Consider the following 19,094-nt stretch of genomic DNA (forward strand, 5'->3'; position numbering starts at 1 on the left):
GACGGATCAGCCGAGCACGCCGGGTGCGGTGCCCTCGTCGTCCAGCCAGTCCTTGCCGTCGTCGTAGAGGTCCTGCTCGTTCGACGGGTCCCGGTCGTCCTTGCGACGGTTGCCCCGGCCACCCGCGCCGCCAGCACCGCCGGAGCGTCCGCCCCGTCCGCCGCGGCCCGCCTGGCTGCCGGCAGAGCCGCCACCACGGCCGCCGCCGCGACCGGCCTGGCTGCCGGGCGCACCCGCACCCGTGCCGCCACTGCGGCCCAGCGACCCCGGTCCACCGGCACGGGAGCTGCTGCCGATCGCACCGGCACCGCCGCTGCTGAGGCCGCCGCGCGAGAGCAGGCCGCGGATGCCGTTGACCGCACCCGGCGTGGCCAGCCCGCCCGCCAGCAGGCCACCGCCCAGGACGCCGGGGTGGACCCCACCGCCGGTGCCACCCGGACCGGTGGGGTCGGTCGTCGTCGGCGGCTCGGGGTCGGGGAAGTCCGGGTCCGGCCACTCGGGGTCGCCGATGTCGATCGGCGGCCACACGTCGACCGGGGGCCTGACCGGCGGCCAGGGCTTGTCGATGGGCGGGTCGACGGGCGGGTCGACGGGCCGGCCGATGTCGACGTGGGGATCCCTGACCGTGCCCTTCGGCTTGCTCGTCGGGACCGTCGGCGCTCCGGGCGTGCCGGGGGTGGGCGCCTGTCGGGTGCCGTCCGGGTCGATCGGGACGTACGGGTCGCCGTGGATCTTCGTGAACACGACGATCGCCTCGCCGTAGCTCTTGTTGAGCTGCTCGATCTGCTTGCGGGCGTCGTCGTCGGACTGGTTGTAGGCGTTGACCTCGGCCGTGTGCTGCGCCTCGGCCAGCGCGAGCGGCAGGTTGAGGAGCCGCGGCAGACCGGGGTAGTTCTCCTCCTTCGGGGCCTCGCCCGGCTCCTTGGCTGCCCCGTTGATCGTCGTCCGGGCGGTCTTCATGTCGGACTCGACCTGCAGGAGGGCGCTGGACGCGTCTCCCATCGGCAGGCGCTGGGTCTCCAGCCGCTTGGCCGCAGCGAGGAAGGCCTCCGAGGCGCCGGTACCGAGGTCGGAGTCGCCGAAGCCCTCGCCGATCTTCGGGGCGGCGAGCTCCAGGGCGACCTGGGCGACGACGAGCGCACCCGTGATCTTGCGCCAGGCCGTCTGCGAGTCGCTGACGTCCTCGACGTTCATGCCGTTGACCCAGGTCTCCAGCTTCTTGATGTGCTCGCCGGCCATCAGCCCTCGCCCCCGTCGCTCGTCCCGGTCGTGTCGCTGGTCTCCGGCGTCGCGGTGGCGACGTCGTTGCGGTGGTCGACCTGCGCCTGCTGGTAGGCGTACGCGCCGAGGTCGAGGTCCTCGGTGGACTTCAGCAGCGCGAGCGCGTTGCCCTCGGCGTTCTCGTCGGTGGTCTTGATGAGCTGGCGCGCCTCGTGGATCGCCTTCTGGAAGTCGAGGAGGTCGGTGCGCAGGTCCGTCAGCGTGTCGGTGACCACGCCGTGGGCCTTGGCGTGGTGGAGCGCGAGGAGGGCGGACGGGCCCACGCTGCCGAAGGAGCCCTTGGCGATGTGCCCGCTCGTCGGGAAGTCGACCTTGGCCAGGTTGTCGAGTTCGTCCTCGAGGGTCTTGATGACCTCGGCGATCTTCTCCTCGACCAGGGCGAGTCCCGTGGGGGATGCGGCGGCGAGGTCGGTCGGGGTGTACCCGGCGAGCTCAGGGATCATGTGGATGGCCTTCCCGAGTTTGAGGTCGACGACAGGGGCTCCGGGCTCCCTGCCCGTCCCGGCGGTCGATGAAACGCCAGTAGGCTGCGAACAGACAATTTCTCGGGAAAGGACCGGATCGCATGCGCGTTCGGCTCGCGACGGCGGCCCTCGCCGGCGTCGTACTGGTGTCGGTGCTGGCCGGCTGCTCCGACGACAAGGACCCGGGCGGCGACGACCCGACGTCCGCCGCCCCGACCGGTACGACGAGCAGCACCCCGTCCGAGACCCCTTCCGACACCGCGTCGGCGACGGTCGAGCCCGCGACGGGACCCGAGATCCACCTCCCCGAGTCGGCCGACCTCCGTCTGATCGCCGGACCGGAGTGGAAGATCACCGACAACGGTGAGCCGCTCGTGCTCGCCGACGCCTCCGTGGACGGTGCCCTCGCGGGCGTGCGCGTCGACATCTCCGAGTTCCCCCAGATCGGTGACGACCTCGCGCAGCTGGCGAAGATCTCGCTGCGGATCCATGCCCAGAACTACAAGGCGCGACTGCGTCACACCGGCTACCGGGACGTCAAGGGCGTCAAGGGCTACGTCTTCGAGGGCACGGGCCTGCACTTCAACTACTACGAGTGGGGCGGCCTCGACGCCGGCAACCGGGCGGTCGTCCTCACCTTCATGATCCCCACCGAGCTGGACCTCGCGGACTACGTCGAGCCGGCCCTCGCCAGCCTCGAGTGGCGGAGCTGACCGCCGACCAACCTGCGCCTCGCTAGGTTGTGGCTGCCCGTCCCCGAACCGGAGGCCCGTCATGCAGCAGGTCCGTGCCGTCATCGCCCGTAGCAAGGGCGCACCCGTCGAGATCGCCACCATCAACGTCCCTGACCCCGGCCCGGGTGAGGCGGTCGTCAAGGTCCTGACCTGCGGGGTCTGCCACACCGACCTGCACTACCGCGAGGGCGGGATCAACGACGACTTCCCGTTCCTGCTGGGCCACGAGGCCTCCGGCATCGTCGAGTCCGTCGGTCCCGACGTCACCGACGTCGCGCCGGGGGACTTCGTCATCCTCAACTGGCGTGCGGTGTGCGGTGAGTGCCGGGCGTGCAAGCGCGGCGACCTGCACTACTGCTTCGCCACCCACAACGCGAAGCAGCGGATGACGCTCGCCGACGGCCCGGACGCTGGCACCGAGCTGTCGCCGGCACTCGGCATCGGCGCCTTCGCCGAGAAGACGCTGGTCGCCGCCGGCCAGTGCACGAAGGTCGACCCCGCTGCCCGCCCGGCCGCGGTCGGCCTGCTGGGCTGCGGCGTGATGGCCGGCATCGGCGCCGCCATCAACACCGGACAGGTCACCCGCGGCCGCTCGATCGCGGTCATCGGCTGCGGCGGCGTCGGTGTGGCCGCGATCGCGGGCGCTGCCCTGGCGGGCGCGTCGCCGATCATCGCCGTCGACATCGACGCGAAGAAGCTCGAGAAGGCGCGCGCGATGGGCGCGACGCACACGGTCGACTCGTCGGCCGTGGACCCGGTGGAGGAGATCAAGCGGATCTGCGCCGGGACCTACGCCGGTGCCGAGGGTGCCGACGTGGTGGTCGAGGCCGTGGGGCGCCCCGAGACGTGGAAGCAGGCGTTCTACGCCCGCGACCTCGCCGGCACGGTGGTCCTGGTCGGCGTACCGACCCCCGACATGGTGGTCCCGGACATCCCGCTCATCGACGTCTTCGGCCGCGGTGGCGCCCTCAAGTCCAGCTGGTACGGCGACTGCCTGCCCTCGCGCGACTTCCCGATGCTCGTCGACCTCTACCAGCAGGGACGGCTCGACCTGGACGCGTTCGTGACCGAGGAGATCGGGATCGGCGACATCGAGGCCGCCTTCGAGCGGATGCACCACGGCGACGTGCTGCGCTCCGTGGTGGTCCTCTGATGGCCGGCCCGGTCCGGGTCGACCACGCCGTCTCGTCGGGCACCTTCTCGCTCGACGGGGAGACCTTCGACGTCGACAACAACATCTGGGTCGTCGGCGACGACGAGGAGTGCGTCGTGATCGACGCCCCGCACTCGGTCGACGACATCATGGCCGTGGTGGGGGACCGGCGCGTCAAGGCGATCATCTGCACCCACGCCCACGACGACCACGTCCGCGTCGCCCCGGCCCTGCGCGAGAAGGTCGTCGCGCCGATCCTGCTGCACCCCGACGACCGGCCGCTGTGGGAGCTCACCCACGGCGGGCCGGACGACCCTGACGCCGTCCTCTGGGACCTCGACCTCGCCGACGGCGTCGAGATCCCCGTCGCCGGCACCGTCCTGCGGGTCCTGCACACGCCCGGTCATGCGCCCGGCGCGGTCTGCCTCCACGCGCCCGACCTGGGCTGCGTGTTCACCGGCGACACGCTCTTCCACGGCGGACCCGGTGCCACCGGTCGGTCGTACAGCGACCGGCCGACGCTGGAGGGCTCCATCCGCGCCGCACTGTTCGCGCTGCCGGAGGAGACGGTCGTGCACACCGGGCACGGTGAGGACACCACGATCGGGGCCGAGGCGGCCGCGCTCGGTCGCTGAGGCAGGCGCTCGGCTCAGAAGGGCTCGACGAGGAGCGCCATACCCTCGCCGTCGACCCGGGTGAGCACGACGGTCGCCTCGTTGTCGCCGCTGAGCGCGAGGCGCTTGCGCAGCTGCTCGGGCACGACGTCGACGCCGCGCTTCTTGATGGTCAGCCGGCCGATGCCGCGCTCGCGGAGCGCCGCCTTGAGCTGCTTCTCGCGGTAGGGCAGCACCTCCAGGACGCGGTACCCGCGGGCGAAGGGGGTGCGGAAGGAGGCGTCCGCGGTGACATAGGCGATCTTCGGGTCGACCAGACCGCCGCCGATGCCCGCCGCGACCGCGGTCACGAGGCCCGCGCGGATCACGGCCCCGTCGGGCTCGTAGAGGTAGGCGCCGACCGCGCGGGTGCCGACCGCGGCGGCGCCCGGGTCGTCCTCGTCGGTCAGGGTCGCGAGGCCGCCCTCGCCGATGACGGTGGCCCGGCGCGCGACGGTCGCGGTGCGACCGGCCCACAGCGCGGCCTCCTTGACCTCGCCCGCGTCGCTGACCCACTCCGCCTCGACGCCGGCGGGCACCAGGTCGTGGGGGATGCCGGGGGCGACCTTCACGCAGGCGTCGCGGGTGAGCAGGCCCTCGACCCACGACCAGGGTGGGGTCCAGTCGTCGACCCGGAAGCTGCGGCCCGCTCCGGTACGACGGGCCGGGTCGGCGTACGCGAGGTCGAAGGCGTCGTGCGCGACCGTCGTCGCGTCGGCGACCTGGACGGCTCCGGGCAACCCGAGCGCGGCGAGGTTGGCCTCGGCGATCGCCACCCGCACGGGGTCGAGGTCGACGCCGGCGCAGATGATGCCGGCACGGGCGGCGGCGACCAGGTCGCCGCCGATGCCGCAGCCGAGGTCGACCAGCGTCTCGGTCCCGAACGCCACGGCCCGGCCCGCACGGTGGTTCGCGACCCGCTGGCGGGTGGCCTGCTCGAGGGCGTCGGGCGTGAAGTACATCCGCTCGGCCAGGTCACCGAACTTCGCCACCGCCCGCGCGCGCAGCTCGACCTGGGTGAGCGCTGCCGCGGCCCGCTCCCCGGTCGTCGTACGACGGAGGGCGGATCCGGTGGCGAGCGGGCTCGCGCCGCTCGCCACCTGGGTGGTGGCCTCGGCCAGCAGCGCCTGCCCGTCGTCGGTCAGCAACCACCGGAAGGTCTCGAGGTCCACCCCCTGATCCTGTCAGGCGGAGGGCGCGTGCTCCTCGGCGCCGTCGCGCTTCTCGTCCCCGTGGCCCGGCCACCAGGCGGCGTGCCCGAGCAGCGAGGTCAGCGCCGGCGTGAAGAACATCGACATGACGAACGAGACGATCAGGATGCCGACGGCCAGCGCGAAGCCCATCGAGACGATCAGCGTGTTGCCTCCGAGCATCAGCGAGGCGAAGGTACCGGCCAGGATGATGCCGGCCGCACCGATCGTCGGACCGGCATGGGTGACGGCCTGGCGGGCGGCATCGTGCGGGTCGCGCCCCTCCCTGGCCTCCTCCCGGAGCCGGGCGATCATCAGGATGTTGTAGTCCGTGCCGAGGGCCGTGACGAACAGGTAGATGTAGATCGGCAGCATGAAGATCAGGCCGGCCTCGCCCCCGATGTGCTGGAACGCGATCACGGTCAGGCCGAGGGTGGCCGCGAAGCCGAGGCCGACAGCGGCCATCAGGAACCACGGCGCCACCAGGCTGCGCAGCAGCAGTGCGAGGATCACCATGATGACGAGCGCCGCGATCGGGAAGACGACCTTGTAGTCGCGCGACATCGCCGCCGACATGTCGGCGAAGATGCCGGGCGTCCCGCCGACGTACGCCTCCGTGCCCTCGGGGGCGGCGTCGTGGGCGGCATCGCGGATCGGGCCGCTGACGTTGTCCTGCGCGGCGTCGGAGACGGGGTCGTCGGACAGCGTCAGGTAGTACTGGTACGCCGTGCCGTCGGCCGACGGCACCGGGCCGTCGACGGCGTCGACCCCCTTGGCCTCGCCGAGCGCGGTCTTGAACGCCTCGAGCTGGTCGGGCGTGACCTCGGTGTCCTTGGCGTCGACGAGCACGGGGACCGGCTCGGCCGCGCCGGCGGAGAAGTGCTCCTGGAAGGTCTCCATCGCCTCGGTCGACTCGACGCCCTCGGGGAGGCTGGAGTTGAAGTCGAAGGACGGGTTGAAGCTGAGCGCGAAGATCGCCAGCACCGCCATCGCGCCGCCGGAGACCAGCGCGGTCACGCCGGGCCTGCGGCCGACCGCGTTGCCGAGCTTGACGAAGGTGCCGTGCTTGGGTTCCTTCTGCCAGGACTTCGACGGCCAGAAGAGAGCCTTGCCGAGCAGGGAGACGACGGCCGGAACCAGCGTCAGCGCGGCCAGCAGGGTCACGAAGACGGCGATCGCCAGAGCCGGGCCGATCGCGCGGAAGATGCTGAGGGAGCTGAGGATCAGCGCCATGAAGGCGACGATCACTGCGCCACCGGCCGAGGCGATCGCCTCGCCCGCCCGGTCGAGGCTGTGCACCACCGAGTCCTTGACCGCCGCGCCCTGGCGCAGCCGTTCACGGTGGCGGAACAGGAAGAACAGGATGTAGTCGGTGCCGACGCCGTAGAGCACGACGATCAGGATCTGCTGGACCGAGGAGTCGGCCTTGAGGTCGAAGATGTCGTTGGCCCACGCGATGGCGCCGGTGGCGATGCTCGAGACGACCGCGACCACGACGATGGGCAGCAGGCAGATCAGCACGCTGCGGAAGATCAGGGCGAGCAGGCCGACGATCAGCACCACCGTGGCGACCGCGACGATCAGCAGGGTGTCCTCGCTGGACTCCTGCGAGTCCAGGCTCTGCGGGACGGCGCCCGTCGCGCGGACCTCGAGGTCGGAGTCGCCGACCAGCTCCTTGATGTCCTTGCGCAGGTCCTTGGCGTCGTCGATCGCCTGGGTGTCGTAGCCGGTCGCGCCGTCGGCCAGCGGGATCACCGCGAACATGACGGTCCCGTCCTCGGAGAGGTTCGGCTTGCCGTCCTCTCCCTGCGTGATCACGGTGGGTTGGAAGGTCTTGGTGCCGAGCTCGGGGCCCAGCCCCTTGGCGATCGTGGCGACCTCGGCCTGGTCGTCGGGGGTGAGCTTGGCGCCGTCCTTCCGCTCCACCACGAGGATCGCGCCGGGCGAGAAAGCGTCGGAGAACTCGGCCTCCTGCAGGTTCAGCGCCTTGATCGACTCATAGTGGTCGGGCAGGAACTCGGAGTTGTCCTGCGTCGACTCGAGGGCGGGGGCGAAGGAGGCGACCACGACGGCCAGCAGCACCCACGCGGCGATGACGTACCAGCGGAACCGGGTCACGAAACGACCGAGGGCAGCGAACATGGCACCACGCTTTCGTGCGCGGGACCCGGCGGTCAACCGACTTTGGTAGGGACTCGCCACAACCGCAGGCCGGGCCGCTCTGGCACTCGCTTGCGGTGAGTGCTAGTTTCGTCATTGGCACTCTCGAGGTGAGTGTGCCAACCACCGTCAGCCCTAGAAAGTGGAGGTCGACATCGTGTCGGTCAACATCAAGCCGCTCGAGGACCGGATCGTCGTCAAGGCGGTCGAGGCGGAGCAGACCACCGCGTCCGGCCTGGTCATCCCCGACACGGCCAAGGAGAAGCCCCAGGAGGGCGAGGTCCTGGCCATCGGCCCCGGTCGCATCGACGACAACGGGAACCGCGTCCCGCTGGACGTCGCCGTGGGTGACAAGGTCATCTACAGCAAGTACGGCGGCACCGAGGTCAAGTACGCCGGCCAGGAGTACCTCATCCTCTCGGCGCGCGACGTCCTCGCCGTCATCGCCTGACCCTCGCGTCTCTCACCGCCCGGGACGTCATACGAAGCGGTCGTCTGACGACCCTGTTCGTATGACCTCCCGGGCGGTCGGCTTTCCACACCCAAGGAGCAAGCAGTGCCCAAGATCCTGGAGTTCGACGAGAACGCGCGCCGCGCGCTCGAGCGCGGCGTCGACAAGCTCGCCAACACCGTCAAGGTGACCCTCGGCCCCAAGGGCCGCTACGTCGTCCTCGACAAGAAGTGGGGCGCCCCGACCATCACGAACGACGGTGTGACCGTCGCTCGTGAGGTCGAGCTGGACGACCCGTTCGAGAACCTCGGTGCCCAGCTCACCAAGGAGGTCGCGACCAAGACCAACGACGTCGCCGGTGACGGCACGACGACCGCGACCGTGCTCGCGCAGGCGCTGGTCCACGAGGGCCTCCGCGCCGTCGCGGCCGGCGTGAACCCGATGGGCCTCAAGCGCGGCATGGACGCCGCTGCTGCGGCCGTGAGCGACGCGCTCAAGTCTGCTGCCCGCGAGGTCGAGGACGAGAAGGACATCGCCTCGGTCGCGACGGTCTCCTCGCGCGACAGCCACATCGGCGAGCTGCTCGCCGAGGCGTTCGGCAAGGTCGGCAAGGACGGCGTCATCACCGTCGAGGAGTCCAACACCCCCTCGACCGAGCTCGAGTTCACCGAGGGCATGCAGTTCGACAAGGGCTTCAACTCGGCGTACTTCGTCACCGACGCGGAGCGCCAGGAGGCGGTCCTCGACGACCCGTACATCCTGATCAACCAGGGCAAGATCTCGGCGATCGCCGAGCTCCTGCCGCTGCTGGAGAAGGTCATCCAGACCGGCAAGCCGCTCTTCATCCTCGCCGAGGACGTCGAGGGCGAGGCGCTCTCGACCCTGGTCGTCAACAAGATCCGCGGCACCTTCACCGCCGTCGCGGGCAAGGCCCCCGGCTTCGGCGACCGCCGCAAGGCGATCCTGCAGGACATCGCGATCCTGACCGGCGGCACGGTCATCTCGCCCGAGGTCGGCCTCAAGCTCGACCAGATCGGTCTCGACGAGCTCGGCCAGGCCCGTCGCATCGTGGTGACCAAGGACAACACCACGATCATCGACGGCGCCGGCGACGAGTCCCAGGTGGCCGGTCGCGTGGAGCAGATCAAGCGCGAGATCGAGGCGTCCGACTCCGACTGGGACACCGAGAAGCTCCAGGAGCGGCTGGCCAAGCTCTCCGGCGGCGTCGTGGTGATCAAGGTCGGCGCGCACACCGAGGTCGAGCTCAAGGAGAAGAAGCACCGGATCGAGGACGCCGTCTCCGCGACGCGCGCCGCGATCGAGGAGGGCATCGTCCCCGGCGGTGGCTCGGCCATCATCCACGCCGCGGCGGCGCTCGAGGGCGACCTCGGCCTGAGCGGCGACGAGGCGGTCGGTGTCCGCATCGTCCGCAAGGCGGTCGACGAGCCGCTGCGCTGGATCGCCGAGAACGGTGGCGAGAACGGCTACGTCGTCACCAACAAGGTCCGCGAGCTCGGTGTCGGCAACGGCTACAACGCCGCGACCGGCGAGTACGGCGACCTCGTCGCCCAGGGCGTCATCGACCCGGTCAAGGTCACCCGCTCGGCTCTCGCCAACGCGGTCTCCGTCGCCGGCATGCTCCTCACCACCGAGGTGCTCGTCGTCGACAAGCCCGAGGATGAGGACGAGGCCGACGCCGGCCACGGCCACGGGCACGGCCACGGCCACTGACCGTCGCTCCTCCTGACGCGATCCGGCCCGTCGTACCGATTCGGTACGGCGGGCCGGTCCGCGTTTTGCCACGAGGTGTTGGGAAAGGGCGGTCGAGGTGTTGGGAAAGGGGGGTCGAGGTCGTAGTTCTGGTCATCGGTGAGCCGGACAGAACCAACACCTCGACGCCCGATACCTCACACCTCGACGCCCGATACCTCACACCTCGACGCCCGATACCTCACACCTCGACGGGCGGGGGTGGTCAGTCGCGGCCGCGGAGGAAGCTGACCCGCATGGGCCGCAGCTCCGGCGTCATCAGGCCGGCCTGGACGGCGGGATCGGCGAGCATGATCGCGCGGGCGGCGTCCTCGTCGTCGGCGTCGAAGATCGAGATGCCGGTGTTGACGTCGCCGAAGGTCGGGCCGGCGAGGACCAGCACGCCGTCCTGCAGCAGCTGGTCGAGGTAGCCGGCGTGCGTCTGCATGATCGCGGCCTCGTCCTCGGTGATGGTCTCGACGAAGCGTTCGCGCGGCGGATGGATGAAGTAGACCCAGCTCGGCATGGTCATCAGCGTGGCACGTCGCTGGCCGAAACATCGGTGATCGCGGCACGTGACCTGTCTCCGGCATAGTGGGCCCATGCTGTGGAGAGTGCGTGCCGGACTGCCCGACCGACCCGGTGCGCTCGCCGAGCTGGCCGCCGCCTGCGGCCGGGCGGGCGTCAACATCCAGACGGTGCAGGTCTTCCCCGACGGGACGACGGTCACCGACGAGCTGGTGCTGCAGGTGCCGCAGGACTGGGCCCGCGACCAGCTGCTCCAGCTGGTGGCCGGAGCCGGGGGACAGGCGGTGACGGCGGTGCCCGTCACGACGGCCGCGCTGGAGGACCAGCCCACCCGCTACGTGCAGGCCGTGCGCGCGATCATCGCCCAGCCGGCGACCTTCCCCGACGTGGCCGCGCACCTCTTCGACGCCGACGTCGCGCCGAGCACGGGGTCCGAGGACGTGCTCGAGATGGTCGTGGGCGGGTCCGCGACGATCCAGATCCGCCGCGACACCCCGTTCACGGCGACCGAGCGGGCCCGGGCCGCGTCGCTGGCCGAGCTGGTGGGCGAGGTGCTCGACGCGCAGGCCCCGCCGGCGCCGTACCAACCGGGGGCGGGCTCGCCCGAGTACGTCACCTCGGGTGCGGTGGTCTCGGCGCTCGCCGGCGGCAAGGTGGCGGGCCGGGCCGAGTTCACCCGGGCCGACGACGACGCGCCGTGGCCGGTGGACCTGTGGGTCGACCCGGCCTGGCACCGCCGGGGCGTCGGCACGCAGCTCCTCGCCGCGGTCGCGCGGGCGGCCCGCGGCGCTGGGGCGGAGGAGATCGTGCTGACCGCTCCGTCGGACACCAAGGCCGTGCTGCCGATGGTGCTGGCCGCGGGCATGCGTGGCCGGATCCGGATGGCCGGCGACACGCTCACCGTGCGCATCGCCATCACCGAGCTGCGGGGCTCCTGACCCGGATCGCAGGCAGTGGTCCCACGGCGCTCGTGAAAAGATTCACAAAGTCGTGATCGTGGCGCCGACCCGACGTACGTTCGTCGTGTGCTGAGCGCCCACGTCCTCGCCCTGGCCACCGCCGAACCCGCGGGCCTGCTGCCCGCGCGCGAGCAGATGGCCCTGTCCCTCGGGTGGCACATCGTGCTCGCCTGCTTCGGCGTCGCGTTCCCCGCGATGATCTTCGTGATGCACCTGCGCGGCATCCGTCGCAACGACCCGGTGGCGCTCGGGCTCGCGCAGCGCTGGGCCAAGGTCTCGGCGGTGCTCTTCGCGATCGGCGCCGTCTCCGGCACCGTGCTCAGCTTCGAGATGGGCGTGCTGTGGCCCGGCCTGATGGGGACGTACGGCGACGTGCTCGGCCTGCCCTTCGCGTTCGAGGGCCTGGCCTTCTTCCTCGAGGCGATCTTCCTCGGCATCTACCTCTACGGCTGGAACCGGATGCCCCCGAAGCGCCACGTGCTGATGGTGCTGCCGATGGCGGTCACCGGGATCATCGGTGCCTACTGCGTGCTCGCGGTCAACGCGTGGATGAACGTGCCGACCGGCTTCCGGCTCGTCGACGGCGAGGTCACCGACGTCGAGCCGTGGAAGGTGCTCTTCAACGGCCACGCCTTCCTGCAGTTCGCGCACATGTGGGTCGGCGCGTACATGCTCACCGGCTTCAGCGTGGCCGGCGTGTACGCCGTCGGGATGCTCCGCGGCCGGCGCGACGCCCACCACCGGCTGGGCTTCATGGTCCCGTTCGTCTTCGCGTCGATCGCCGCCGTCACCCAGCCGTTCGTCGGGCACGTGCTGGGCTTCGGCCTCGACGAGCGCCAGCCGGCCAAGCTGGCGGCGTTCGAGCTCGCCGAGACGACCGAGAGCCCCTCGCCGCTGCGGCTGGGCGGGATCCTGGTCGACGGCGAGGTGAAGTACTCGATCGACATCCCCCGCCTCGGCTCGCTGATCGCCATGAACTCACCCGACAAGCCCGTGCCCGGCCTCGACACGATCCCCGAGGAGGACCACCCGCCGGTCAACATGACCCATCTGGCCTTCCAGACGATGGTCGGCATCGGCACCCTGCTCGCCGGCGCGGTCGTGCTGTTCTGGTTCCTGCGCCGCCGCGGCCGGGACCTGCTGGAGAAGCGGTGGTTCCTGCGGTTCGCCGCGATCGCCGGACCGCTCGCGGTGGTCGCGCTCGAGGCCGGGTGGATCGCGACCGAGGTCGGTCGCCAGCCCTGGATCGTCTACGACGTCATGCGCACCACCGACGCGGTCGGCGACTACACCGCCAGCCTGTGGTGGCTGCTGGGGACCAGCGTGGTGGTCTACACCGCGATGACGGTGGGCGCGGTCGTCGTGCTGCGCTCGATGGCCCGGCGCTGGCGCGACGGGGCCGTCGACCTGCCCAGTCCCTACGCCCCGGCGACGGCCACGACCGCCGGGGAGGACCACCGATGAGCCTCGAGGTGGCGGTCGCGGCCGCCCTGTTCGTCGGCGTCATCGCCTACGCGGTGCTCGGCGGCGCCGACTTCGGGTCCGGCTTCTTCGACCTGACGGCCGGGAGCAGCCGCCGCGGGGCCGAGCTGCGCACCCTGGTCGACCACAGCATCGGCCCGGTCTGGGAGGCCAACCACGTCTGGCTGATCTACGTGCTGGTGATCTGGTGGACCGGGTTCCCCGAGTCCTTCGCCGCCGCGATGTCGACGCTGGTGCTGCCGCTGCTGTTCGCGCTGCTCGGGATCGTGCTGCGCGGCGCCAGCTTCGCCTTCCGCAAGTACGCCGAGACGCTCGGCCAGGCCCGCCTGTTCGGCATCGTCTTCGCCGCCTCCTCGATCATCACCCCGTTCTTCCTCGGCACCGTCGCCGGCGCGATCGCCTCGGGCCGGGTGCCGATGGACGGTGCCGGCGACCGTTGGTCGTCGTGGGTGAACCCGACCTCGCTGTTCGGCGGGCTGATCGCCGTCGGCACCTGCGCCTTCCTCGCCGGCACCTTCCTCGTCGCCGACGCAGAGCGCAGCGGCAACCACCGCCTGGCGGGGGAGATCCGGGCCCGCGCGCTGGCCGTCGGGCTCGTCACGGGTGCTCTCGTCTTCGCCGCGCTGCTGCCGATCGACCACGACGCCCCGACTCTTGCTGCTGGGCTCGAGGGCCGGGCGGCGCCGCTCGTGGTGCTCGCCGCGCTGGCGGGCGTCGCGACGACCTACCTGCTCTGGACCCGGCGGTACGGCGTCGCGCGGATCACCGCCGTGCTCGCCGTCGCCGCGGTCGTGTCGGGGTGGGGCGTGGGCCAGTACCCGTGGCTGCTCGTCGACGAGGTGACGATCCACGACGCGGCCGGTGCCACGGCGACCCTGCAGGGACTGCTGGTCGCGGTCGGGCTCGCGGTGGTGGCCGTCGTACCGCCGCTGGCCTACCTGTTCAGGCTCACGCAGTCGGAGGAGTGGACGCGAGCGGATCACTGACCGCCCCTACCGCCACCAGCCCGACGACGACGAGCGTCAACGGCTGCGCGACCAGCATGGTCAGGACGTAACAGGCCCACAGGACCCCGCCGGCGGCACTCTCCTCCGCGAGGGGCACCAGTGCGTCGACGACAAACAGGGCGAGCAGCAGTGCCGGCAGGACGCCGACCACGGCGAGCCGGCGGCGTCCGACCCTGAAAAGCAGGACCGCAACCCCGACCAGCCACGCGGCGAGGAGATGGCTCGCCATCGGCAGCAGCGCCTGGGTGCCGATCATGTGAGTGCTGAGGTAGGCGGACTCGGCCCAGCCGCGGTCCATGCCCTCGATGTAGCCGATGGTGCCGTGCGAAGTGTGACGGATGATCCCTGCGAACAGGTAGCTTGCGCCCGCGACCACTGCCAAGGTGGTGACCGTCAGCAAGCCCAGGCCGAGCTCGGTGCGTCGGCCCACTGCCTGCGCGAAGCCGAGCGCGGCCACGATCAGGGCCAGTCCACCCACGACGAGCGCGAATCCGGCCAGGCCGTAGCGGTACGCCGAGTCGTCGAGGAAGCGCAGGCCGTCGGTCGCGTTGTCCGTGTCTCCGCGCGCGGTCCCGACGAGCTCGATCAGCGGGGCCGCCCCGAGCATGGCTCCGGCGATGACCGCCGCGGCGCCAGGCGCCTTGTCCATGCTTCGATCGTCGCAGACCTGCGCCCGAGCGCGCTAGGAGTGGTTGCCCAGCCGCCACCCACCGATGGGCAGGTCGAGCGCGGCGGCGGGGCCCCACGTGCCGGCGGCGTAGGTCTGCGTCGGCGGTCGCCGGTCCAGCACGGGCTGGAAGATCTCCCAGAGCCGGTCGACCTCCTCCGCGCTGATGAACAGCGTCCGGTCGCCGCGCATCACGTCGAGCAGCAGGCGCTCGTAGGCCTCCAGCGGGTCCGCCCCCGGTACGTCGCACACCAGGTCGAGCCGGAACACGCCCTCGACCAGCGCCATGTCGGGCCCCGGCCGCTTGGCGCGCACGTCGATGGCGACGCGGGGCTGGTCGGCCAGCTCGATCACGAGCTCGTTGGGCTCCGGGACACCACCGTCCTCGGGCTTGAGCCAGCGGTGGCGGGGGTCGCGGAAGCGGACGGTGATCGTGCGGCGGCCGTCGGCCATCGCCTTGCCGGTGCGCAGGTAGAAGGGCACGTCGCGCCAGCGGTCGTTGTCGATCCAGACCTCGGCGGCGACGAAGGTCTCGACCGTCGAGTCCTCCGCGACGTCGGGCTCGGACCGGTAGCCGTCGTACTGGCCGAAGACGACGCGCTCGGGGTCGATCGGGCGCACCGCCGAGAAGGTGGCCGTCTTGGCGGCGCGGATGGCCGAGGCGCGGAAGGCGTGCGGGTCCTCGAGAGCGACGAAGCCGAGCAGCTGCGCGAGGTGGGTGGTGACCATGTCGCGCAGGCAGCCGGTGCCTTCGTAGAAGCTGCCGCGGCCCTCGACCGTGAGCTTCTCGGGGACGTCGATCTGCACCGACTCGATGGAGTGGCGGTTCCACGCGGGCTCGAACAGGCCGTTGGCGAAGCGCAGGGCGAGGATGTTCTGCACCGCCTCCTTGCCGAGGAAGTGGTCGATCCGGAACACCTGGTCGTCCGCGAACGCGGTCCCCAGGACCGCCTGCAGCTCGCGGGCGGTGGCGAGGTCGGTGCCGAACGGCTTCTCGGCGACCAGCCGCGACCGGGTCACGAGGTCCTCGCGGTCGAGCATCCCCACCATGCCCTTCACGGCACCCGGCGGGACCGAGAGGTACAACAGGCGTCGTACGTCGCCCAGCAGGCAGCCACCGCACTCGGCGAGCAGCTGGTCCTCGGCCTCCCGCACCGCCTCGCCGAGCGCGCGACCGTCGTCGGCCGAGGACGCGACGAAGCGGATCCGCTCGAGCAGGCGCTCGGCCACGGCGGTGTCGAGGTCGCCGACGAACTCGGTCAACGCGTCCCGCACGTGGGTGCGGAACTCCTCGTCGGAGCCGGGGGAGTGGCGCCCGCTCCCGATCACCGCGAAGTGGTCGGGCAACCGACCGGCCGCGGCCAGTCGGTAGAGGCCGGGGAACAGCTTGCGGGCGGCGAGGTCGCCGGTCGCGCCGAACAGGACGAGGACGTGCGGGGGCAGCTCGTTGCTCACGTTCCCAGCCTCCCGGGCCAGTCAAGGGGTGAGCCCGATCACGCACTACGATGGTTGGGTGGAGGTCCCTGACAAGTTCGCAGCGCTCGGTCTCACCTACGACGACGTCCTCCTGCTGCCGGGTCATTCCGACCTGGCTCCGGACGACATCGACACCACCTCGCGGTTGACCCGCGAGATCTCGATCAAGTCGCCGCTGATCAGCGCCGCGATGGACACCGTCACCGAGTCGCGGATGGCGATCGCGATGGCGCGCCAGGGTGGCATCGGCATCCTGCACCGGAACCTGTCGGCCGAGGAGCAGGCCTACCAGGTCGACCTGGTGAAGCGGACCCAGACGGGGATCATCTCGAACCCGGTCACCATCGGTCCCGACGCGACGCTCGAGGAGCTGGACCGGATCTGCGGCGAGTACCGCGTCTCCGGCCTGCCCGTCGTCGACGCCGACAACCGCCTGCTCGGCATCTGCACCAACCGCGACCTGCGCTTCACCCCCGTCGCGGAGTGGGCGACCACCAAGGTCGACGAGGTGATGACCCCGATGCCGCTGTTCACCGGCGACGTCGGCATCTCCCGCGACGACGCGACCGCGCTGCTGCGCCGGCACAAGCGCGAGCGGCTCCCGCTGATCGACGAGCAGGGTCGCCTCGGCGGCCTGATCACGGTCAAGGACTTCGTGAAGTCCGAGCAGTTCCCCCTCGCGTCCAAGGACGGCGACGGCCGGCTCATGGTCGGTGCCGCGATCGGCTACTTCGGCGACGCGTGGGAGCGGGCCACCGGCCTGATCGAGGCCGGCGTCGACGTCCTCGTCGCCGACACCGCCCACGGTCACGTCACCCTGCTGCTCGACATGGTCCGCCGGCTCAAGTCCGACCCGGCCACCAAGCACGTCCAGGTCATCGGCGGCAACGTCGCCACCCGTGAGGGTGCGCAGGCCTTCGTCGACGCGGGTGCCGACGCGGTGAAGGTCGGCTTCGGGCCGGGCTCCATCTGCACCACCCGCGTCGTCACCGGCTGCGGCGTCCCGCAGGTCACCGCCGTCTACGAGGCCTCGCTCGCCGCGGGCCCGGCCGGCGTACCCGTCATCGCCGACGGCGGCCTCCAGCAGTCCGGTGACATCGCCAAGGCCATCGTCGCCGGCGCCGAGTCCGTGATGATCGGCTCGATGCTCGCCGGTTGCGAGGAGTCGCCCGGCGAGGTCGTCTTCCACCAGGGCAAGCAGTACAAGGCCTACCGCGGCATGGGCTCGCTGGGCGCCATGTCGAGCCGCGGCAAGAAGTCCTACTCCAAGGACCGCTACTTCCAGGCCGAGGTCACCAGCGACGACAAGATCGTCCCCGAGGGCATCGAGGGCCGGGTGGCCTACAAGGGCCCGCTCGCCGGCGTCGCCCACCAGCTCCTGGGCGGCCTGTCGCAGTCGATGTTCTACGTCGGCGCGCAGTCCATCCCCGAGCTGCAGGAGAAGGGCCGGTTCATCCGGATCACCTCCGCCTCGCTCAAGGAGAGCCACCCGCACGACATCGAGATGACCGTCGAGGCGCCGAACTACCATCGCTGACACCACCGTGACGGTGGCCGCGGAGGGCGGCCGCGCGGCCTGACGAACTCCGGTTCACCTCCTGATGACCTGCTCCCGGGACCATCATGGAAGGAGAACCGGCTGCGTGCTGCCCGCGCGTCCCCGGCTCGCCCTGGTGCTGCGCTGACCGGCACGGTGCCCTTCCTGGCGTGACCGTCCCGCCGAGATCCGGGTCACACGACGCCGTCCGGGTGTCGGCCGAACCGATGGTCGGCTGAGCGAAAACGGCCGACTTCACGTCGTGTTTCCCGTCCCTTCCCTCGCTCGTCCCTATCCCGCGCGACCCCTCGCCACAAGACTTCCGCGAGGGGGTAGGCCCGGTCGCATTCCTGCATGCCCTCGCCGTTCCTGCGCGCGGCCCCGCGAGCAGGTGCTCACCCGAGATGAGAAAGGTCGGACACCCCGACATGAAGCTCAACAAGTACGTCGGTGGCTCCATCGCCGCCCTCGCCGCCGCGGCCATCGCCGTCGGTTCGGTCCTCCCGGCCCAGGCCGACCCGACCCGCCCGTACGCCGCCGCGGGCTCGGACACCATCCAGGACGTCTGGAACGCCCTCACGAACGACGGTGCCGCCTCGCCGTTCGGCGACATCGCGTCGTACGACGCCTTCGACGGTTCGGGCGTTGCGGCCGACACGGTCATGATCAAGCCCAAGACGCTGGCCCCGTGGGTCACCCGTCCGTCCGGCTCCGGTGACGGCGTGAAGTCGCTCTCGGCCTCGTGGAACTCCGCGAACCACATCTTCAAGACCAAGGACCTGTTCACGTCCAGCGCGATCGACTTCGCCCGCTCCTCGGGCGGCCCGTCGGTCAGCGGCAGCGCCCTGACCTTCATCCCGTTCGCGCGCGACGCCGTGAGCATCGCGTTCAACCCGACCACCGGGCTGACCTCGCTCGACCTGACGACGGCGCAGATCAAGGAGCTCTACTCGGGCGTCGACGACAGCGCCAACTCGGTCGTCACCTTCGTCAGCGGCCAGCCGCAGATCAACGGTGTGGCGGTCCACCCGAAGCTGCCGCAGGCGGCGTCCGGAACCCGCAAGTTCTTCCTCGCCGCGGCCGGCGTGACCGCGCTCGCCAGCTACGTCGACGGCGCCGCGACCTTCGGTGAGAACAACGGCACGTTCATCCCGAACGACGGTGACCTCGTCCCGTTCTCGGCCGGCCAGTGGATCGCCCAGGCCAACGGCCAGATCCCGGGCCTCGAGAACACCACCACGGGCCTCGCCCTCGCCGCGATCAACGGCCAGGCCGCGGTGAACGGCACCGCGCCGACGATCACCCCCGGTGCGCTCTACGGCACGGCCACGCTCGGCAACTACACCGCGCCGCCGGCCACCGGTGTCGGTGCGTTCTCGCGCGACACCTACGACGTGATCCCCACCCAGTTCCTGAGCGGCACGCCCAAGCAGGCCAACCTCGTCGCGGCGCTGACCAGCGGCCTGAACGGCGCCTCGCAGAAGACCACGATCAAGAAGTACGGCTTCGGCACGCTGAGCTACCTGACCGACGCGTCGAAGTACCTGTCGTCGGCCTACACCAACTGATGCGCTGAGGGACCGGTCCCGTCCTGCCCGGACGG

General features: G+C 71.1%; 17 protein-coding genes. 10 read left to right on the plus strand and 7 right to left on the minus strand.

Translation table 11 applies throughout. The features are described from left to right. Window positions 1–6: 6 nt before the first annotated feature. Entirely contained in the window at window positions 7–1,239 is a 1,233-nt protein-coding gene (locus ASE20_RS22605) for a hypothetical protein (protein WP_056896820.1), read from the minus strand. Further along, a complete protein-coding gene (locus ASE20_RS22610; protein ID WP_056896821.1) occupies window positions 1,239–1,724 on the minus strand; it encodes a hypothetical protein in 486 nt (161 codons plus the stop codon). Before ASE20_RS22610 ends, ASE20_RS22605 begins: the two co-directional genes overlap by 1 nt. Before the next feature lie 122 nt (window positions 1,725–1,846). Here ASE20_RS22610 and ASE20_RS22615 point away from each other — a divergent pair, with 122 nt between their 5' ends. The 3 genes from ASE20_RS22615 (at window position 1,847) to ASE20_RS22625 (ending at window position 4,267) form a co-directional block, all read left to right on the plus strand. Then, window positions 1,847–2,458, plus strand: coding sequence for a hypothetical protein (locus ASE20_RS22615; protein ID WP_056896822.1), 612 nt, complete (start codon window positions 1,847–1,849; stop codon window positions 2,456–2,458). A gap of 61 nt (window positions 2,459–2,519) precedes the next feature. Further along, on the plus strand, window positions 2,520–3,632 hold the full coding sequence (locus ASE20_RS22620; protein WP_056896823.1) for an S-(hydroxymethyl)mycothiol dehydrogenase: 1,113 nt from the start codon (window positions 2,520–2,522) through the stop codon (window positions 3,630–3,632). Then, complete coding sequence (locus tag ASE20_RS22625; RefSeq protein ID WP_056896824.1) at window positions 3,632–4,267, plus strand: MBL fold metallo-hydrolase; 636 nt, start codon at window positions 3,632–3,634, stop codon at window positions 4,265–4,267. The genes ASE20_RS22620 and ASE20_RS22625 overlap by 1 nt, the downstream gene beginning before the upstream one ends. A 14-nt stretch (window positions 4,268–4,281) precedes the next feature. On the opposite strand, the gene ASE20_RS22630 is transcribed toward ASE20_RS22625, so the two are convergent. Further along, window positions 4,282–5,457, minus strand: coding sequence for a class I SAM-dependent methyltransferase (locus tag ASE20_RS22630; protein ID WP_056896825.1), 1,176 nt, complete (start codon window positions 5,455–5,457; stop codon window positions 4,282–4,284). 12 nt (window positions 5,458–5,469) lie between these two features. Then, window positions 5,470–7,617 (minus strand): MMPL family transporter, encoded by a 2,148-nt coding sequence (locus tag ASE20_RS22635; RefSeq protein ID WP_056896826.1) that lies wholly within the window; start codon window positions 7,615–7,617, stop codon window positions 5,470–5,472. A gap of 175 nt (window positions 7,618–7,792) precedes the next feature. Here ASE20_RS22635 and groES point away from each other — a divergent pair, with 175 nt between their 5' ends. Together groES and groL are read left to right on the plus strand one after the other, a co-directional pair. Beyond that, complete coding sequence (groES, locus tag ASE20_RS22640; protein ID WP_056896909.1) at window positions 7,793–8,086, plus strand: co-chaperone GroES; 294 nt, start codon at window positions 7,793–7,795, stop codon at window positions 8,084–8,086. A 105-nt stretch (window positions 8,087–8,191) separates the two neighbouring features. After that, complete coding sequence (gene groL / locus ASE20_RS22645) at window positions 8,192–9,817, plus strand: chaperonin GroEL (protein ID WP_056896827.1); 1,626 nt, start codon at window positions 8,192–8,194, stop codon at window positions 9,815–9,817. 244 nt (window positions 9,818–10,061) lie between these two features. On the opposite strand, the gene ASE20_RS25090 is transcribed toward groL, so the two are convergent. Further along, window positions 10,062–10,361 carry a YciI family protein gene (locus tag ASE20_RS25090; protein ID WP_162260967.1) on the minus strand — a complete coding sequence of 100 codons (300 nt, stop codon included), beginning with the start codon at window positions 10,359–10,361 and terminating at the stop codon, window positions 10,062–10,064. 76 nt (window positions 10,362–10,437) lie between these two features. Here ASE20_RS25090 and ASE20_RS22655 point away from each other — a divergent pair, with 76 nt between their 5' ends. The 3 genes from ASE20_RS22655 (at window position 10,438) to ASE20_RS22665 (ending at window position 13,790) form a co-directional block, all read left to right on the plus strand. Further along, window positions 10,438–11,301 (plus strand): GNAT family N-acetyltransferase, encoded by an 864-nt coding sequence (locus tag ASE20_RS22655; RefSeq protein ID WP_082612797.1) that lies wholly within the window; start codon window positions 10,438–10,440, stop codon window positions 11,299–11,301. Window positions 11,302–11,388: 87 nt separating this feature from the next. Next, on the plus strand, window positions 11,389–12,786 hold the full coding sequence (locus ASE20_RS22660) for a cytochrome ubiquinol oxidase subunit I (RefSeq protein WP_225868936.1): 1,398 nt from the start codon (window positions 11,389–11,391) through the stop codon (window positions 12,784–12,786). Next, a complete protein-coding gene (locus tag ASE20_RS22665; protein WP_056896830.1) occupies window positions 12,783–13,790 on the plus strand; it encodes a cytochrome d ubiquinol oxidase subunit II in 1,008 nt (335 codons plus the stop codon). Before ASE20_RS22660 ends, ASE20_RS22665 begins: the two co-directional genes overlap by 4 nt. Here the strand turns inward: ASE20_RS22665 and ASE20_RS22670 are convergent. Both ASE20_RS22670 and zwf read right to left on the minus strand, forming a co-directional pair. Next, window positions 13,753–14,460 carry a hypothetical protein gene (locus ASE20_RS22670; protein WP_056896831.1) on the minus strand — a complete coding sequence of 236 codons (708 nt, stop codon included), beginning with the start codon at window positions 14,458–14,460 and terminating at the stop codon, window positions 13,753–13,755. The two genes, ASE20_RS22665 and ASE20_RS22670, sit on opposite strands and share 38 nt — an antisense overlap. A 33-nt stretch (window positions 14,461–14,493) precedes the next feature. Continuing rightward, window positions 14,494–15,933 carry a glucose-6-phosphate dehydrogenase gene (zwf, locus tag ASE20_RS22675; RefSeq protein ID WP_056896832.1) on the minus strand — a complete coding sequence of 480 codons (1,440 nt, stop codon included), beginning with the start codon at window positions 15,931–15,933 and terminating at the stop codon, window positions 14,494–14,496. A gap of 58 nt (window positions 15,934–15,991) precedes the next feature. Between zwf and guaB the strand changes: the two genes are divergently transcribed. Together guaB and ASE20_RS22685 are read left to right on the plus strand one after the other, a co-directional pair. Continuing rightward, on the plus strand, window positions 15,992–17,491 hold the full coding sequence (gene guaB / locus ASE20_RS22680; RefSeq protein WP_056896833.1) for an IMP dehydrogenase: 1,500 nt from the start codon (window positions 15,992–15,994) through the stop codon (window positions 17,489–17,491). A gap of 404 nt (window positions 17,492–17,895) precedes the next feature. Next, window positions 17,896–19,059: a hypothetical protein gene (locus tag ASE20_RS22685; RefSeq protein WP_157538312.1), complete on the plus strand. Its 1,164-nt coding sequence runs from the start codon at window positions 17,896–17,898 to the stop codon at window positions 19,057–19,059. Window positions 19,060–19,094: the final 35 nt, after the last annotated feature.

Source organism: Nocardioides sp. Root240 (genome assembly GCF_001428825.1).
In the GTDB taxonomy this organism is placed as follows: domain Bacteria; phylum Actinomycetota; class Actinomycetes; order Propionibacteriales; family Nocardioidaceae; genus Nocardioides.

Excerpts from the sequence above, each read along its gene's own strand:
- ASE20_RS22605 (WP_056896820.1), bottom strand. The coding sequence starts at position 1,239 with ATGGCCGGCGAGCACATCAAGAAGCTGGAGACCTGGGTCAACGGCATG.
- ASE20_RS22610 (WP_056896821.1), bottom strand. The coding sequence starts at position 1,724 with ATGATCCCTGAGCTCGCCGGGTACACCCCGACCGACCTCGCCGCCGCA.
- ASE20_RS22615 (WP_056896822.1), top strand. The coding sequence starts at position 1,847 with ATGCGCGTTCGGCTCGCGACGGCGGCCCTCGCCGGCGTCGTACTGGTG.
- ASE20_RS22620 (WP_056896823.1), top strand. The coding sequence starts at position 2,520 with ATGCAGCAGGTCCGTGCCGTCATCGCCCGTAGCAAGGGCGCACCCGTC.
- ASE20_RS22625 (WP_056896824.1), top strand. The coding sequence starts at position 3,632 with ATGGCCGGCCCGGTCCGGGTCGACCACGCCGTCTCGTCGGGCACCTTC.
- ASE20_RS22635 (WP_056896826.1), bottom strand. The coding sequence starts at position 7,617 with ATGTTCGCTGCCCTCGGTCGTTTCGTGACCCGGTTCCGCTGGTACGTC.
- ASE20_RS25090 (WP_162260967.1), bottom strand. The coding sequence starts at position 10,361 with ATGCCGAGCTGGGTCTACTTCATCCATCCGCCGCGCGAACGCTTCGTC.
- ASE20_RS22655 (WP_082612797.1), top strand. The coding sequence starts at position 10,438 with ATGCTGTGGAGAGTGCGTGCCGGACTGCCCGACCGACCCGGTGCGCTC.
- ASE20_RS22665 (WP_056896830.1), top strand. The coding sequence starts at position 12,783 with ATGAGCCTCGAGGTGGCGGTCGCGGCCGCCCTGTTCGTCGGCGTCATC.
- ASE20_RS22670 (WP_056896831.1), bottom strand. The coding sequence starts at position 14,460 with ATGGACAAGGCGCCTGGCGCCGCGGCGGTCATCGCCGGAGCCATGCTC.
- ASE20_RS22685 (WP_157538312.1), top strand. The coding sequence starts at position 17,896 with ATGAGAAAGGTCGGACACCCCGACATGAAGCTCAACAAGTACGTCGGT.